The organism is Mesorhizobium sp. M1396 (genome assembly GCF_040317725.1).
Lineage (GTDB): Bacteria > Pseudomonadota > Alphaproteobacteria > Rhizobiales > Rhizobiaceae > Mesorhizobium.
The window spans coordinates 1-16313 of record NZ_JAMYLA010000005.1 but is presented as its reverse complement, the minus strand read 5'-3'; the positions used below and the strand labels follow the sequence as shown (position 1 = coordinate 16313).

The following is a 16313-nucleotide window of genomic DNA, read 5'->3' as shown; positions in this document are numbered from 1 at the left end:
TTCAGGAAACCCTTTTCGTAAGCAGCGAGCGATAGAGTTCAAAATATTTTTCCGCGCTTTTGTCCCATGACACATCGGCTTTCATGCCTTGGCGCTGCAACGATTCCCAGACCAGCGGACTGGCATGGGCGTCGACCAGGCGGCGGATGGCGTGCAGCAAGGTGCCGCCATTGTTGGGCGCGAACTGGAAGCCGGTGGCGACACCGGCTGAAATGGCGGCCTCGTTGGCGTCGATGACCGTATCGGCCAGGCCGCCGGTGCGGGCGACCACCGGCACGCAGCCATAGCGCAGTCCGTAAAGCTGTGTCAGGCCGCAGGGTTCGAAGCGCGAGGGAATGACGATGGCGTCGCAGCCGCCTTGCATGATGTGCGACAGTCCCTCGTCATAGCCGACCACGACCCCGATACGGCCGCGATGCCTGGCCGCGGCCGCAAGCAGCGCGCCTTCGAGGCCGGCATCGCCCGAGCCCAGAATGGCCAGGCGCGCGCCGGTCGCAACGATGCCATCGATCGCTGTCGCCAAGATATCCATGCCCTTTTGCCAGGTCAGGCGGCTGACGACGCAGACGATCGGACTGTCGTCGCGCTCAAGGCTGAAGCGGTCTTCCACGGCAGCCCTGTTGGGGGCGCGCGCCTTCAGCGTGCCGGCCGTATAGGTGGACACCAGATGCTTGTCGGTTTCGGGATCCCATATCCCGGTATCGATGCCGTTGACGATGCCATGGAGATCGCTGGAGCGCATGTTGATGAGGCCGTCGAGACCCATGCCGAATTCCGCCGAGCGAATCTCCTGCGCATAGGTTGGACTGACGGTGGTGATTGCCCAGGCCGCCTGCAGACCGGCTTTGAGGAAGCCGACGCCACCGTAATATTCGACGCCATCGAGCGCCATCGCCGCCGCCGGCAAGCCGAGCTCACCAAAGATGCCGGCGCCGAACTGGCCCTGGAAGGCGAGGTTATGGACAGTCATCATCGATGGCACGCCGACCGCCTTGCCGTAGCGCATATAGGCCAGCGTCATCGCCGACTGCCAGTCATGGGCATGGACGATGTCGGGCTGGTAGCCCGAGATGGCGCCACCGGCGATGTCGCTGCCAACCTGGCTCAGCGCCGCGAAGCGCCGCCAGTTGTCGGGCCAATCGACACCGGTCGCATTGCCATAAGGGCCGCCGGGACGGTCGAACAGATGCGGCGCGTCGAGCACGAACAGTTCGAGCCCGGCGAGTTGAACGGAGTGGACGGAGGCCTTGCCGCCCTGCAGCAAGGGATATTGCAGAACCGCCTTCCTTTTTTTGAAGGCGGCCATGACGGTCGGAAAACCGGGAATGAGCGTGCGCATGGTCACGCCCTTGGCCGCCAGCGCGATGGGCAGCGCGCCGGTCACGTCGGCAAGCCCACCGGTCTTTATCAGGGGGAAAATCTCGGGCGTGACCGACAGAACCTGCATGCACTAGAGCCCTAGTTTGTCGATCATGTCCTGGGTGACCAGGCAAATGCCCTTTTCCGAAACCCGAAAACGCTTGGCGTCGAGAACGGGATCTTCGCCGATCACCAGCCCTTCCGGTATCCTAACACCATGGTCGATGACCACGCGCTTCAACTTTGCGTTCCGGCCGACATGAACGTCGGGCAGCATGACGACTTCTTCCAGCGTCGAATAGGAATTGATGCGCGCACCGGTGAAGATCAGGCTTCGTTTCAGCGAGGCCCCCGAAACGATGCAATCGCCCGAAACCAGCGAGGACACCGCCGAACCGCGGCGGCCATCCTCGTCATGCACGAACTTTGCCGGCGGCTTTAATTCGGCATAAGTCCAGATCGGCCAGTCGCGGTCGTAGAGGTCGAGTTCCGGCGTTATATCGGTCAGGTCGATATTGGCTTCCCAATAGGCGTCGACCGTTCCGACGTCGCGCCAGTAGGCTTCGTTCTCGGCGGTCGAACGGACGCAGGACTTGGCGAAGCGGTGAGCGATCGCCTTACCGTGCTGGACGATATAGGGGATGATATCCTTGCCGAAGTCGCGGCTCGAGCCCGGCTCCGCGGCATCGCGGCGCAACTGCTCCATCAGGAATTTAGTCTTGAAGACATAGATGCCCATCGAGGCCAGAGCGAATTCCGGCTTGTCGGGAATGCCGGGCGGATCGGCGGGCTTTTCGACGAAAGCAATGATGTTATCCTTGCCGTCGACATGCATGACGCCGAAGCCGGTGGCTTCCATGCGCGGCACTTCGAGGCAGCCGACGGTGACATCGGCATTGGCGTCGACATGCTGGCGAAGCATCAGTTCGTAGTCCATCTTGTAGATGTGGTCGCCGGCCAGGATCACCATGTATTCAGGGCCGTAGGCCTCGATGATGTCTATGTTCTGATAGACGGCGTCGGCCGTGCCCTCATACCACTGCGTTTCCGAGACGCGCTGGCTGGCCGGCAGGATGTCGAAACTCTCATTTCGCTCGGGCCGCAGGAAGTTCCAGCCACGTTGCAGATGGCGGATCAGCGAATGCGCCTTGTACTGGGTGGCGACGCCAAGGCGGCGAATGCCGGAGTTGAGCGCGTTGGAAAGCGCGAAGTCGATGATGCGCGTCTTACCGCCGAAATAGACGGCCGGCTTGGCGCGCCGGTCGGTCAGTTCCTTGAGGCGGCTGCCACGGCCGCCGGCCAACACATAGGCCATGGCATCGCGCGCCAACGGCTGGGTCCGTTTCAAGTCTGCCATTTCTACCCTCCCAAGTTGCTCAGTCTCGACTTACTCGACCTCGACATGGCTCAGTCGGCCACGAGTTCAAGCATGATCGTCGACAGCGGTGGCAAAAGCATCGTCGCGGAGATGCCTCCACTCTCCGCCCGTGCCTCGACCGTGCCGGCATTGCCCTTGCCGGAACCGCCATATTCCGAAGCGTCGGTATTGATGATTTCGCGCCATTTGCCGGCCGTCGGTAACGGCACGCGATAGTTGTCGCGCGGGACCGGCGTGAAATTGGAAATGACGGCCACCGGGCTGCCCCCCGGTGCGCTGCGCAGCCAGGCGAAAACCGAATTCTGGCTGTCGTCGACGATCAGCCAGGAAAACCCTTCCGGCTCGCAATCGCGGCCATGCAGCGCCGGGCGCGAACGGTAGAGATAGTTGAGATCGCGCACCGTCTGCCAGACGCCGCGATGCGAGCGGAACTCAAGCAAGTTCCAGTCCAGCGCGCGCGCCTCGCTCCATTCGCGGCGCTGCGCGAACTCCTGCCCCATGAACAGCAGCTTCTTGCCGGGATAACCCCACATGAAGGCGTAGTAGGCACGTAGCGTCGCGAATTTCTGCCAGTCGTCACCGGCCATCTTGCCAAGCAGCGTGCCTTTGCCGTGCACGACCTCGTCATGCGAGAGCGGCAGCACGAAATTTTCCGAAAAAGCATAGGTCAGGCCGAAGGTGAGATCATTGTGGTGGTGCTTGCGGAAGATCGGCTCCTTGGAGAAATACTCCAGCGTGTCGTGCATGAAGCCCATGTTCCACTTGAAGCCGAAGCCCAGCCCACCTTCATGCACGGGTGCGGAGACCTTCGGCCATGAGGTCGATTCCTCGGCGATGGTCATGACGCCGGGATGGTGACCGTAGACCTCTTTGTTCATCTTCTGCAGGAAGCTGACCGCCTCGAGGTTCTCGCGGCCGCCCTTCTCGTTGGGGATCCATTCGCCGGCCTTGCGCGAATAGTCGAGGTAGAGCATCGAGGCGACCGCATCGACGCGCAAACCGTCGACATGGTATTTTTCGGCCCAGAACAACGCGTTGTTGACGAGGAAGGACACCACCTCGCGGCGGCCGAAATTATAGATCGCGGTGTTCCAGTCGGGATGAAAACCCTTGCGCGGATCGGCATGCTCATAAAGCGCGGTGCCATCGAAATTGGCCAGGCCATGCGCGTCGACCGGGAAATGCGCCGGCACCCAGTCGAGGATGACACCGACGCCGGCGCGATGGGCGCCGTCGACGAAACGGGCAAAGCCGTCCGGGTCGCCGAAGCGGGCCGATGGTGCGTAGAGGCCGGTCGTCTGATAGCCCCAGGATGGGTCATAGGGGTGTTCGGAGATCGGCATGAATTCGATATGGGTGAAGCCGGTCTCTACCACATAGGGGATCAGCCGGTCGGCCAGTTCGTCCCATGACAGGAACGAACCGTCGTCGCGAAGCTGCCAGGAACCGGCATGGACTTCATAGACCGAGATTGCTTCGCGCCGGTGATCGGCATTGCGCCAGAAATGGCGATGCGCCTCATCCCCCCACTCATGCGCCGGTGGCACGGCTACGACCGAAGCGGTGGCCGGCCGCAATTCGGATTTGAAGGCGAACGGATCGGCCTTCAGCGGGAGTCTCACGCCATCGGGGCCGATGATCTCGTACTTGTAGGGTCGTCCGGCACCGATGTCGGGTACGAACAGTTCCCAGATGCCGGTGTCGCGGCGATCGCGCATCGTGTGCCGGCGGCCGTCCCATTCGTTGAAGTCGCCGACCACCGAGACGCGTCGTGCATTGGGAGCCCAGACGGCGAAATGCACGCCGGAAGCGCCTTCGTGGTCAATGACATGCGCGCCGAGCTTGTCGAACAGCCTTAGGTGCGAGCCTTGGGCGATGTAATAGTCGTCCATCGGGCCAAGCACCGGACCGAACGAATAGGGATCGGTCAGCCACCAGTCGCCGCCGGCATTGCGCGCGTGATAGCGCAGGGGCTGGCGCTTCTTGATCGAGAGCTTGCCTTCGAAAAACCCGCCATCGTCGCGCCTGGACAGTTCACCGGCGATGATGCCGGTCAGCGTGTAGGCGGTGACGAATTCGGCATTCGGAACAAAGCAGCGGGCCACAAAACCCTTGCCAGCCTCCTGAACACCGAGAACGGCAAACGGGTCGCCATGCGTGCCGGCAACAATCGCCGCGACATCGCTGGCTGGCGCCAGTCCGTCCGGCCCGCTTGTCGCAGCGGTCGCGCGCGGCTTCTTCATCAGGCAGCGTCCCTCCCCGGGCACCGAGTGTTTGTTTCTAGTGGTGTGATCCGACTTCAAATTCACATCACCGGGACCACATTGTTCGTGGCCTCATGCAATCACATCAGACAGGCACGTTCCAGATTTCTTTCGCATATTGCCGGATCGTGCGATCGGAGGAGAACCAGCCGACACGCGCAACATTGCGGATTGCCCTGGCGTACCAGTCGGGACTGTTGCGCCAGACCGCATCGACCTCGCGCTGGGCGGTGGCATAGGCATCGAAATCGGCGGCAACCATGAACCAGTCGCTGTTGTAGAGACCGTTCATGAGGTCGCGGTAACGCTCCGGATCGTCCGGCGAGAAGACGCCTGACGAAACAGCGGCAACGGCCTGCGCCAGTTCAGACGATCCTTCGATGATGGCGCGCGGGTTGTAGCCATTGTTGCGCCGCTCGGCGACCTCGGCGGTGGTCAGGCCGAAGATGAAGATGTTGTCGTCGCCGACGCATTCCTTGATCTCGACGTTGGCGCCGTCGAGCGTGCCGATGGTCAACGCGCCGTTCAGCGCGAACTTCATGTTGCCGGTGCCCGACGCTTCCATGCCGGCGGTCGAGATCTGCTCGGAAAGGTCGGCAGCCGGCATCATGATCTCGGCCAGGCTGACATTGTAGTTCGGCACGAACACGACCTTCAGCAAACCGCGCACGGCCGGGTCGCGGTTGATGACCTTGGCGACGTCATTGGCGAGTTTGATGATCAGCTTGGCGTTATGATAGCTGGGAGCCGCCTTGCCGCCGAAGAATTTCACGCGCGGCATCCAGTCGCGCTCGGGATGCGAGCGGATCTGGTCATAGAGAGCGATCGCCTCGAGGATGTTCAGGAGCTGGCGCTTGTATTCGTGGATGCGCTTGATCTGGATATCGAACAGTGCCGAGGGATCGACCTTGATACCGAGCCGGTCGGCGACGAGGTTGGCCAGCCGCGCCTTGTTGGCGCGCTTGACGGCGGCGAACTTGTCGCGAAAGGCGGCGTCGCCGGCGAAGCTATCGAGATCCTTGATGGCGTCAATGTCATCGAGGAATCGGTCGCCGATCGCCTCGCGGGCGAGCGACGTCAGTCCGGGATTGCACTGGATCAGCCAGCGCCGCGGCGTGATGCCGTTGGTCTTGTTGTTGATGCGATCGGGATAAAGCTTGTGCAGGTCGGCGAACACCGTCTCCTTCATCAGGTCGGTGTGAAGAGCCGAAACGCCGTTGATCGAGTGCGAGCCGACAAAGGCCAGATTGCCCATGCGCACCCGGCGGTCGCCATTTTCCTGGATCAGCGAGATGCGGCCGATCTGCTCGTCCGAGAACTGGTTGGACGCGCGCGCCTCAAGCAGCACTTCGGCATTGATGGCATAGACGATCTGCATGTGGCGCGGCAAAAGCCGCTCGAAAAGCGGCACCGGCCAGCTTTCCAGCGCCTCGGGCAGCAGCGTGTGGTTGGTGTAGCCGAAGGTGCGCTTGGTGATATCCCAGGCCTGATCGAAATCCATGCCGTGGACGTCCATCAACAGGCGCATCAGCTCAGGCACAGCGATGGCCGGGTGGGTGTCGTTGAGGTGGATCGCGGCCTTGTCGGGCAGCGACTTCAGGTCGCCATACTGGCTGAGATGACGCTGGACGATGTCCTGCAGCGAGGCGGTGGAGAAGAAGTACTCTTGCCTGAGCCGCAGTTCCTGCCCGGCCTTGTGGGAATCGGCGGGATAGAGAACGCGCGACAAGGCATCGGCCTTGTTGCTTTCGGCAAGCGCGCCGATGTGGTCGCCGGCATTGAACTTGTCGAGCAGGATCGGATCGACCGGCATGCCCGACCAGAGCCGCAGCGTGTTGACGCGATTGGCCCGCCATCCGACCACGGGCGTGTCATAGGCGACAGCCAATACATGCTCGGTCGGCTTCCAGACATGGCGCTCGAGCCGGCCGTCCTTGGAGGTGATCGATTCCACCGAACCACCGAAGCCGACCTCAAACGAACGTTCACGGCGTTCGAATTCCCACGGATTGCCGTGATCGAGCCAGGTCTCGGGCAGTTCGACCTGCCAGCCGTCGTGAATCTCCTGGCGGAACATGCCGTTGGCGTAGCGGATACCGTAGCCATGCGCGGGAATGTCGACGGTCGCCATGCTCTCCATGAAACAGGCGGCAAGCCGGCCGAGGCCGCCATTGCCGAGTGCCGCGTCCGGTTCGAGTGCGGCGATGAGATCGAGATCGACACCCAGCGACGACAACGCCTCGCGCATATTGTCCATCAAGCCGAGATTGGAGAAGGCATCGCGCATCAGCCGGCCGATGAGGAACTCCAGCGACAGATAATAGACGCGCTTTTCCTTCTGGTCGTAGGCCTCCTTCGTCGCCTGCATCCAGCGGTCGACGATGCGGTCGCGCACGACCTTGATCGAGGCGGTCAGCCAGTCGTACTGGGTCGCGACGGTGGTATCCTTGCCGACCCGGTATTTGAGGGCCTTCAAGACTTCATCGGCGAGTGTCTTGGGATCTGGATTTTCAAGTTCGGGCTGGGGAGATTCGGATGTCATCGCGCGCGTCATGCTGCCTCTCGTGCGGTTGCCATGATCATACCGGCTTTCATCGTTCCTCCCAGCCCATGCTAGCCGATACTGCTACATATTCAATCGATTTAGGCGAGCCCTAGTCCGGGTTACCCTGCGGCAATTTGGCAATTTGAAGCGCGGCGCGCTCAGACGATCCCCGCGACGCACTTCAAATTTTGTTCCGTGCATGCCGTTGTCGCAAAACCGCTACGCACCTTTGGGCGACATGCATCAAGCCGCAAGCGCCGCCTCGGGCGGAACCTTCGCTCCGGTCATGAAGGCGACGGCATCGGACATCGTATATTGCTTGGGATCGATGACGCAGAGGCGACGGCCCAGCCGGTGGATGTGAATGCGGTCGGCCACTTCGAAGACATGCGGCATGTTGTGCGAGATCAGCACGATCGGCAGGCCGCGCTTCTTGACGTCGAGGATCAGTTCGAGCACGCGGCGGCTTTCCTTGACGCCAAGGGCGGCCGTCGGTTCGTCCATGATCACCACACGGCTGCCGAATGCGGCGGCGCGCGCCACCGCCACGCCCTGGCGCTGGCCTCCAGACAGCGTTTCCACCGCCTGGGAGATGTTCTGGATGGTCATCAGGCCAAGCTCGGTGAGCTTGTCGCGGGCGCGCTTTTCCATCGCCGGACGGTCGAGCATACGAAGCCAGTCGCCGAGAAAACCCGGTTTGCGGATCTCGCGGCCAAGGAACATGTTGTCGGCGATCGACAGCGCCGGCGACAGCGCCAGATTCTGATAGACGGTCTCGATGCCGGCTTCGCGGGCCTCCATCGGTGATTTGAAGGCGACGGGCTTGCCTTCAAGCCGGATCTCGCCTTCATCGGGCACGGCCGCGCCGGAAATCGCCTTGATGAGCGACGACTTGCCGGCGCCATTGTCGCCTATGACGGCGAGGATTTCGCCCGGGTAGAGGTCGAAGTCCGCATTGTCGAGGGCGGTGACGCGGCCATAGCGCTTGATCAAGCCACGAGCGGTGAGGATGGGTTCCTGGGTCATGGTCATGCCGAAACCTTTCTGATCCATTGGTCGACAGCCACGGCGCCGATGATCAGCACACCGGTGAGCAGCACTTTCCATTGCGGATCGGCGCCCAGCATGTTGAGGCCCATGGAGACGACGCCGACGATCATCGCGCCGAACAGCGTGCCCAGGATCGAGCCGCGCCCGCCGAACAGGGAAATACCGCCGATCACCGTCGCGGTGATCGCTTGCAGATTGTAGTCGGTGACGGCGGCGGACGGCGAGATCGAACCGTTGCGGCCGATGGAGACCCAGGCAGCGAAAGCGGCGATCAGCCCGGCAAGGGTGTAGACCGTCATCAGCACCTTCTTGGTCTGGATGCCCGACAGCTTCGCTGCCTCCTGATCGTCGCCGACGGCATAGACATGGCGACCCCATGCCGTGTGATTGAGCACGTACCATAGGACTAAAACGAGCACGACGGTTGCAATGACGCCGAGCGTCAGCACCGCCGTGCCAACCTTGAAGCTCAACGCAAACAGATGCAGCAGTGGCGCTTGGGTGTCGACGTCGGTGTCGCGGATCGTCTCATTGGCCGAATAGATGAAGTTCGTGGCCATGACGATGTTCCAGGTGCCAAGCGTCACGATGAAGGGCGGCAGCTTCATGTAGGCGACCAGCACTCCGTTGAGCAGCCCGCAGGCCGCGCCGGCGGCAAGCCCGATCGCGACGGCGAGCACACTGGGCATACCGTAGCTGACCGCGCAATTACCCATGATCACCGCTGAAATCACCATGATCACGCCAATCGACAGGTCGATGCCGGCGGTGAGGATGACCAGTGTCTGTGCAGCACCCAGAATGCCGATGATGGCGATCTGCTGCAGGATCAGCGTCAGCGTGTAGGACGAAAAGAACCGCCCTCCGATGGTGATGCCGAAGACGATGATCGCCAGGACCAGCACGATCAACGGCACCGCGGCCGGAGTCGAATGCAGGAAATGCTGGATGCGCTTGACGGCCGATTTGTGCTCGTCAAAAGCGGCAACGCTTGTGTCGCTGCTTGAGAGAACTTTCTCGAATTCTTGAGCTTGAGCCATGTTTTCTCCCCGTAGGACTGCAGCCAAACGCCGACGCCCGTCCACGCTTTTCCGGTCTGCTGCCGGGATTGTTCGCGGTCACGCGACCATCGTCCACCGGAAGCGGTCGGGGATCAAGCCCCGACCGCTCAGGTTGCGTAGATGCCTTTCAGACCGGCATCAGCCCCAGCACTTGGCGAGGCCTTCCTTGGTGTCGATGGACTTCACGCCGGTGGCCGGCTTGTCGGTCACCAGATTGACGCCGGTGTCGAAGAAATTCTTGCCTTCGGTCGGCTTCGGCTTGGTTCCGTCCTTGGCGAAAGCGGCGATCGCCTCGATGCCGAGCGCCGCCATCTGCAGCGGATATTGCTGCGACGTTGCGCCGATGACACCTTCGGCCACCGACTTCACGCCGGGGCAGCCGCCATCGACGGAAACGATCAGCACCTGGCTTTCGAGGCCGACGGCCTTGAGCGCCTGATAGGCGCCGACAGCTGCGGGCTCGTTGATGGTGTGGATGACGTTGATGGTGTTGTCCTTCTGCAGAAGGTTTTCCATCGCCTTGCGGCCGCCCTCCTCGTTGCCGTTGGTGACGTCGTGGCCGACGATGCGCGCATCGTCCTCATCGCCGATCTTGTTGGGGTCCTTCACGTCGATGCCGTAGCCCATCATGAAGCCTTGATCGCGCAGCACGTCCACGGTCGGCTGCGAAGGCGTCAGGTCGAGGAAGCCGATCTTGGCGTCCTTGGCCTTGTCGCCAAGCGTGGCGGCGGCCCAGGCGCCGATCAGCTTGCCGGCTTCGAGATTGTCCGTCGCAAAGGTCGCGTCGGCGGCGTCGATCGGATCGAGCGGTGTGTCGAGCGCGATCACCAGCAGGCCGGCATCACGCGCCTTCTTCACGGTCGGCACGATGCCCTTGGTGTCGGATGCGGTGATCAGGATACCCTTGGCGCCGTCGGCGATGCAGCTTTCGATCGCCGCCACCTGGCTCTCGCTGTCGCCGTCGATCTTGCCGGCGTAGGTCTTGAGATCGACGCCGAGTTCCTTGGCCTTCGCCGTGGCGCCTTCCTTCATCTTGACGAAGAAGGGGTTGGTGTCGGTCTTGGTGATCAGGCAGGCACCGACACCGGCCGCGGATGCGGACGACGCAAACGCCATCAGGCCCAGAGCCGCGGCGGCAAACACGGTCGATTTCAACAGTTTTGTATTGGTCACGATTTTCCTCCCAGTGGAACCATTCCGGATGCCGGCCAACCGGCACCTGCAGCGCATCCAACGAAATTCTCCCAGCGTGGACGCTGCCTCAACAGACACCAGGCCGAAGCCCCTGTCAATAATTAAATCACTCTTATTTATTATTGACAGCCTTGCTTCATTCACCCATTCTGGCCCAAAAGCATTGCGGGGAAACGACGGGAGGAACAGGGTGGAAACCGCCATAGCGAGGCACGGTTCGCCCGAGGCGAATGACAGCCTCATTCACCGCGGCACCAACCAGAGCGGCATGCGCGACCACAACGAGCGGTTGGTGCTCTCGCTGGTGCGCCAGCATGGCAGCCTGGCGAAATCCGACATCGCCCGCATGACCGGACTTTCGGCGCAGACGGTTTCGGTCATCATGCGCGAGTTGGAGGAAGAAAGTCTCCTGCTGCGCCAGGCGCCGTTGCGCGGCAAGATCGGCCAGCCCTCCATCCCGATGGCGCTCGATCCCGAGGGTGCTTTCTTCATTGGGCTGAAGATCGGCCGGCGCAGCGCCGAACTCGTGCTGATCGACTTTCTCGGCAATGTGCGCTCGATGCTGCAGCATTCCTATCGTTACCCGGCGCCACGCGAGACGGTGGATTTCGTCAGCAACGGCATGCGGCAGATGCGCGGGGAACTGACGCCCGCACAGGACAAGCGCATCGCCGGGCTCGGCATCGCCATGCCGTTCGAATTGTGGAACTGGGCCGATACAGCCGGCGCCCCGCGCGACGTCATGGACGAATGGCGTCACCGCGACATCAGGGCCGACATCCAGGCGCAATGCGATTTTCCGGTCTACCTGCAGAACGACGCCACTTCAGCCTGCGGCGCCGAACTCGTCTTCGGCCAGGCGAGTGCCGCGCGTGACTTCGTCTATTTCTATATCGGCGCCTTTGCCGGTGGCGGCATCGTGCTGAATGGCCGGCTTTTTGGCGGTCCCACCGGCAATGCCGGAGCACTCGGCTCCATGCCCGTGCCAGGGCCGGACGGCAAGCCGACCCAATTGATCGACGTGGCGTCCATCGCCATGCTCGAAAAGGCGCTCAATGCGCGCGGCGTCGAGGCATCGCATCTGTGGACATCGCCGGAAGACTGGGGCGAGATCGGATCCGAGCTCGACGACTGGATCGCCAGCGCCTCGCGAGCGCTCGCCTACGCCATCGTCGCCGCATCCTCGGTCATCGATTTCGAAGCGGCGGTGATCGACGGATGGATGCCGAAGGCGGTGCGCCGCCGGCTGGTCGACGCCATCATCGCGGCCATCGCCACGATCGACGGTGAAGGTTTGAAGCTGCCCGCCGTACGCGAGGGAACCGTCGGCATTCATGCCAGGGCGCTCGGCGGCGCCAGCCTGCCACTTTCCGAACGCTTCCTGATCAGCTCGACGACGATTTCCAGGAGCGCCTGATGCTGATCGGAATCCCGGCGCTGCTCGGTCCGGAGCTTCTGGCGATCTTGCGCGGCATGGGCCATGGCGACGAAATCGCCCTCGTCGACGGAAATTATCCGGCCGAACAACAGGCGACCCGGCTGGTGCGGGCCGACGGTCACCACCTCATCCCGGTGCTCGACGCGATATTGAGCGTCCTGCCTGTCGATGACGTTGTGCCGGAGGCTCTGTTTCGTGCCTCTGTCAAAGGCGATCCATCGCTTGCCGATCCCGTCCATCATGAGATCGAGGCTACCTGCGCCAAACGCGCGCCGGGCCGCAAGGTGGTTGCACTGGCCGGCGCCGACTTCTATGCACGGGTCAGATCGGCGCATGCCATCGTCGCGACAAGCGAGCCGCGGCTCTACGCCAACATCATCATCCGCAAGGGCGTGATCTATCCGCCGGAGACCAGGAAGCCATGATCCTCTGCTGCGGCGAAGCCCTGATCGACATGCTGCCGCGTACGACGACAGCGGGCGAGCCGGCTTTCGCGCCTTACGTCGGCGGTGCAGTGTTCAACACGGCGATCGCACTTGGCCGGCTCGGCGCGCCGGCCGGCTTTTTTTCCGGACTGTCGTCGGACCTGTTCGGCGGACAGTTCAGGGATGCGCTGGGGGCGAGCAAGGTCAGCTCCACCTATGCGCACACCTCGCCTCGGCCAACGACGCTGGCCTTCGTCAAGCTCACCAACGGCCAGGCGACCTACACATTCTATGACGAGAACACCGCTGGCCGCATGCTGACCATCGACGACTTGCCGCAGCTCGGCAACGAGATCGAAGCCATGCTGTTCGGCGCCATCAGCCTGATCTCGGAGCCCGCCGGCAGTGCCTATGAGGAGTTCATGAAGCGCGAGCATGCAAGCCGCGTCATGATGCTCGATCCCAACATCCGCCCGAACTTCATCCCGGATAAGGCCAAGCACCTCAGGCGCATCCGCGCCATGATGGCGATGGCCGACATCGTGAAACTGTCGGACGAAGATTTGAACTGGTTCGGCGAAGCCGGCTCGCACGAGGATGTCATCCGCAACTGGCTCGATCGCGGCCCCAAGCTGATCGTCGTCACGCATGGCAGCGAAGGCGCAGCCGGCTATACCAGGGAACACGCTGTCACGGTCATGCCGGAAAAGGTCGAGGTGGTCGACACGGTCGGAGCCGGCGACACGTTCAACGCCGGCATCCTCGCCTCCTTGCATGAGCAGGGCCTGCTGACGAAGGCGGCTATTTCCGACCTGTCGAAAGATGCCATCCACAAGGCGTTGGCGCTCGGCGCCAAGGCGGCGGCGGTCACGGTGTCACGGGCCGGCGCCAATCCGCCGTGGCGGCATGAGATCGTCTGAGTAACGCTCAACATAGATTGAGCCAGTCGATCACTTTATGTTTCGCAAGGGTCGATCCCGGAGGTATAAATGTGGGATCGCGCCCGACTAAGCCCGGATTTCCGGCATCTCGCGATGGTCCGCCGGGGGATACAGGTAACGGGCTGCGACACCTAGGCAATTCGCGGTTCTGCCTGTCCGGCTTTCTCGGCGGGCGCAACTCTGGTACCAGCGGCCGGTTATCTGGCTAACCCGTTTTGAGGCCGACATGCAGTTCATCGATCTTGGCGCGCAGCGCGAACGAATCCGCGACCGGCTGAAGGCCGCGATCGACCGTGTCGTCGACGAGGGCCGCTATATCCTCGGCCCGCAAGTCACCGAGTTCGAGAACAAGCTGGCCGCCTATATCGGCACCAAGCATGTCGTGGCCTGCGCCAACGGCACCGATGCACTGCTGTTGCCGCTGTTTGCGGCCGGCGTCGGCCCGGGCGACGCGGTCTTCGTGCCGAGCTTCACTTTTGCCGCCACCGCCGAAGTGGTGGCACTGGCCAAGGCCGAGCCGGTTTTCGTCGATGTCGACCCGCATAGCTACAACATTGACATTGCCAGCCTCGAAGCCGCCATCGCCATGATCAAGAAGGAAGGCCGGCTGAAGCCGAAAGCAATCATCCCCGTCGACCTGTTCGGCCTTGCCGCCGACTACGAGGCGATCATGGCGATCGCCAACCGCGAAGGGCTGATGGTGATCGAGGATGCCGCCCAGTCGATGGGCGGTTCGCTCGACGGCAAGATGTGCGGTTCCTTCGGCGCCGTCGGCTCGACCAGCTTCTATCCGGCAAAGCCGCTTGGCTGTTACGGCGACGGCGGCGCGATGTTTACCAATGACGATGCGCTGGCCGAGCAGCTCAGATCTTTCGCCTTCCACGGCAAGGGCGAAACACAATACGACAATGTCCGCGTTGGCATCAATTCGCGGCTCGACACGCTGCAGGCGGCGATCCTGATCGAGAAGCTGGCCATTCTCGAAGACGAGATGGTTGCCCGCCAGGTGGTGGCAAAGCGCTATGCCGATGGGCTCGGCGACGTCGTTACCGCCGCCCTCAATCTGGACGGCGGCCGTTCGGCCTGGGCGCAGTACGCGATAGAGACTCCGAAGCGCGACGGGCTGAAGGCGCATCTCGGTGAAAAGGGTATCCCGTCGGTCATCTATTATGTGAAGCCGCTGCATGACCAGGTTGCTTATCGCGACTACCCACGCACACCGACCGGCCTTGCCGTGTCGGAAGAACTGCCGAAGCGGATTCTCTGTCTGCCGATGCACCCTTATCTCAGCGAAGCCGACCAGAACCGCATCATCGAAACGATCCGCAACTATGTCGGTTCGAATTCAGCGCAGGCCGCGGCCGAGTAATCTGTCGACCGGTCTCAGACGGGATTGGCCCCTGCCCCGCTGGCGATAAAATGCGGATTGGCAAAATCCTCGTCGTCGCTTTGCCCGCGCTTGCCATAGACCAAGGGCTGGCCGTCCAGCGTGCGCGTCATGCCGCCGGCCGCGCGCAGCACGGCATCGCCCGCCGCCGTGTCCCATTCCATGGTGCGGCCGAAGCGCGGATAGACATCCGCCTCGGCGCTGGCGACAAGGCAGAATTTCAAGGACGAGCCTACCGAGACGATTTCGGCGGCACCGAGGTCGCGAATATAGGCCTCGGTTTCCGGCGTGTTGTGGGAACGGCTGGCGACGACGGCCAGCGGCGCCACGGCCGTTCTCACCGCAATCGGCCGGCGGCCGACGATCTGGTAGTCGCCATTGATTTCAAGAGATTCCGCCCTGCCCGGCAGGCCGGAAAAGAAGCGGCCCGTGCAGGGCGCAAAGACGACGCCGACTTCCGGCACGCCGTGACGGACAAGCGCTATGTTGACGGTGAAGTCGGTGCGGCGGTTGACGAATTCCTTGGTGCCGTCGAGCGGATCTATCAGAAAGAAAGCCCCGTCCAGGTCGGGCGGCACGATGCCGGCGGATGCCTCCTCCTCGGCCACGCAGGGAATGTCGGGAAATGCGGCACGCAGTCCGGCGAGAATGATCTTCTCGCTCTCGCGGTCCGCCTCGGTCACCGGCGAGGAATCTGATTTCCGGTCGACCGCGCAGCCGGCATGGAACACACGCATCACCTCGCGCCCGGCCGCCAGGGCCAGCCGTTCGAAGATTTCGAGCATCAGCCTGTCGTCAGATGCCGCCGCCGTTGTCGTATTGGTCTTCGGCAATGTCGCGCTCGTTCAGCCAGTGTTCCAGGGCGTCCACCATCTCCTCGGCCGATTTGCCGAGTGTCTCGAGATGGATTTCCGGGTTTTCCGGCGCTTCGTAAGGGGAATCGACGCCGGTGAAATTCTTGATCTCGCCATTCAGTGCGCGCGCATAGAGGCCCTTCGGATCACGCCTGGCGCATTCCTCGAACGGCGTATCGACAAACACCTCGATGAACTCGCCGTCGGCCATCAATTCGCGCGCCATGCGCCGCTCGGCGCTGAACGGCGAAATGAACGACACAATGACGATCAACCCGGCATCTGCCATCAGCCGCGCCACTTCGGCGACGCGGCGGATGTTCTCGACGCGATCGGCGTCGGTGAAACCAAGATCGCGGTTGAGACCGTGACGGACGTTGTCGCCGTCCAGGATATAAGTATGGCGGCCGGTGGCGA

At 62.5% G+C, this 16313-nt stretch carries 13 protein-coding genes; 4 read left to right on the top strand and 9 right to left on the bottom strand.

From position 1 onward, the window contains the following. Position 1 precedes the first annotated feature (1 nt). From glgA to NKH02_RS04360, 7 genes are all read right to left on the bottom strand, one after another. The gene (gene glgA, locus NKH02_RS04390) at positions 2-1447 is read right to left on the bottom strand and encodes a glycogen synthase GlgA (protein WP_352871084.1); all 1446 of its coding nucleotides are present in this window, start codon (positions 1445-1447) and stop codon (positions 2-4) included. Positions 1448-1450: 3 nt separating this feature from the next. Beyond that, positions 1451-2716: a glucose-1-phosphate adenylyltransferase gene (gene glgC / locus NKH02_RS04385; RefSeq protein WP_352876642.1), complete on the bottom strand. Its 1266-nt coding sequence runs from the start codon at positions 2714-2716 to the stop codon at positions 1451-1453. A 50-nt stretch (positions 2717-2766) separates the two neighbouring features. After that, positions 2767-4980: a 1,4-alpha-glucan branching protein GlgB gene (glgB, locus tag NKH02_RS04380; RefSeq protein WP_352876640.1), complete on the bottom strand. Its 2214-nt coding sequence runs from the start codon at positions 4978-4980 to the stop codon at positions 2767-2769. Positions 4981-5086: 106 nt separating this feature from the next. After that, positions 5087-7555 carry a glycogen/starch/alpha-glucan phosphorylase gene (locus tag NKH02_RS04375; protein WP_352876638.1) on the bottom strand — a complete coding sequence of 823 codons (2469 nt, stop codon included), beginning with the start codon at positions 7553-7555 and terminating at the stop codon, positions 5087-5089. Between the two features lie 234 nt (positions 7556-7789). Further along, on the bottom strand, positions 7790-8572 hold the full coding sequence (locus tag NKH02_RS04370; protein ID WP_023760533.1) for an ATP-binding cassette domain-containing protein: 783 nt from the start codon (positions 8570-8572) through the stop codon (positions 7790-7792). Between the two features lie 2 nt (positions 8573-8574). Continuing rightward, positions 8575-9636 carry an ABC transporter permease gene (locus NKH02_RS04365; RefSeq protein WP_352871092.1) on the bottom strand — a complete coding sequence of 354 codons (1062 nt, stop codon included), beginning with the start codon at positions 9634-9636 and terminating at the stop codon, positions 8575-8577. A 159-nt stretch (positions 9637-9795) separates the two neighbouring features. Continuing rightward, on the bottom strand, positions 9796-10773 hold the full coding sequence (locus NKH02_RS04360) for a sugar ABC transporter substrate-binding protein (RefSeq protein ID WP_502898064.1): 978 nt from the start codon (positions 10771-10773) through the stop codon (positions 9796-9798). A gap of 268 nt (positions 10774-11041) precedes the next feature. Here NKH02_RS04360 and NKH02_RS04355 point away from each other — a divergent pair, with 268 nt between their 5' ends. The 4 genes from NKH02_RS04355 to NKH02_RS04340 all read left to right on the top strand — a co-directional run bounded on the left by NKH02_RS04355 (position 11042) and on the right by NKH02_RS04340 (position 15024). Then, on the top strand, positions 11042-12268 hold the full coding sequence (locus NKH02_RS04355) for an ROK family transcriptional regulator (protein ID WP_352876635.1): 1227 nt from the start codon (positions 11042-11044) through the stop codon (positions 12266-12268). Then, positions 12268-12714, top strand: a complete 447-nt coding sequence (locus NKH02_RS04350; protein WP_352871096.1) for an RbsD/FucU family protein — start codon at positions 12268-12270, stop codon at positions 12712-12714. The genes NKH02_RS04355 and NKH02_RS04350 overlap by 1 nt, the downstream gene beginning before the upstream one ends. Beyond that, positions 12711-13634, top strand: a complete 924-nt coding sequence (locus NKH02_RS04345) for a carbohydrate kinase family protein (RefSeq protein ID WP_352871098.1) — start codon at positions 12711-12713, stop codon at positions 13632-13634. Before NKH02_RS04350 ends, NKH02_RS04345 begins: the two co-directional genes overlap by 4 nt. 247 nt (positions 13635-13881) lie before the next feature. Next, positions 13882-15024: a DegT/DnrJ/EryC1/StrS family aminotransferase gene (locus tag NKH02_RS04340; RefSeq protein ID WP_352876633.1), complete on the top strand. Its 1143-nt coding sequence runs from the start codon at positions 13882-13884 to the stop codon at positions 15022-15024. A 14-nt stretch (positions 15025-15038) separates the two neighbouring features. On the opposite strand, the gene cysQ is transcribed toward NKH02_RS04340, so the two are convergent. Beyond that, positions 15039-15827: a 3'(2'),5'-bisphosphate nucleotidase CysQ gene (gene cysQ / locus NKH02_RS04335; protein WP_352871111.1), complete on the bottom strand. Its 789-nt coding sequence runs from the start codon at positions 15825-15827 to the stop codon at positions 15039-15041. Positions 15828-15837: 10 nt separating this feature from the next. Next, positions 15838-16313, bottom strand: a 476-nt coding sequence (gene cysC, locus NKH02_RS04330; protein ID WP_352876630.1) for an adenylyl-sulfate kinase, incomplete at its 5' end; no start/stop codon positions are given.

Coding starts and splice junctions, on each gene's coding strand:
- glgA (WP_352871084.1), bottom strand. CDS start 1,447: ATGCAGGTTCTGTCGGTCACGCCCGAGATTTTCCCCCTGATAAAGACC.
- glgC (WP_352876642.1), bottom strand. CDS start 2,716: ATGGCAGACTTGAAACGGACCCAGCCGTTGGCGCGCGATGCCATGGCC.
- glgB (WP_352876640.1), bottom strand. CDS start 4,980: ATGAAGAAGCCGCGCGCGACCGCTGCGACAAGCGGGCCGGACGGACTG.
- NKH02_RS04375 (WP_352876638.1), bottom strand. CDS start 7,555: ATGACGCGCGCGATGACATCCGAATCTCCCCAGCCCGAACTTGAAAAT.
- NKH02_RS04370 (WP_023760533.1), bottom strand. CDS start 8,572: ATGACCCAGGAACCCATCCTCACCGCTCGTGGCTTGATCAAGCGCTAT.
- NKH02_RS04365 (WP_352871092.1), bottom strand. CDS start 9,636: ATGGCTCAAGCTCAAGAATTCGAGAAAGTTCTCTCAAGCAGCGACACA.
- NKH02_RS04360 (WP_502898064.1), bottom strand. CDS start 10,773: ATGGCGTTTGCGTCGTCCGCATCCGCGGCCGGTGTCGGTGCCTGCCTG.
- NKH02_RS04350 (WP_352871096.1), top strand. CDS start 12,268: ATGCTGATCGGAATCCCGGCGCTGCTCGGTCCGGAGCTTCTGGCGATC.
- NKH02_RS04345 (WP_352871098.1), top strand. CDS start 12,711: ATGATCCTCTGCTGCGGCGAAGCCCTGATCGACATGCTGCCGCGTACG.
- NKH02_RS04340 (WP_352876633.1), top strand. CDS start 13,882: ATGCAGTTCATCGATCTTGGCGCGCAGCGCGAACGAATCCGCGACCGG.
- cysQ (WP_352871111.1), bottom strand. CDS start 15,827: ATGCTCGAAATCTTCGAACGGCTGGCCCTGGCGGCCGGGCGCGAGGTG.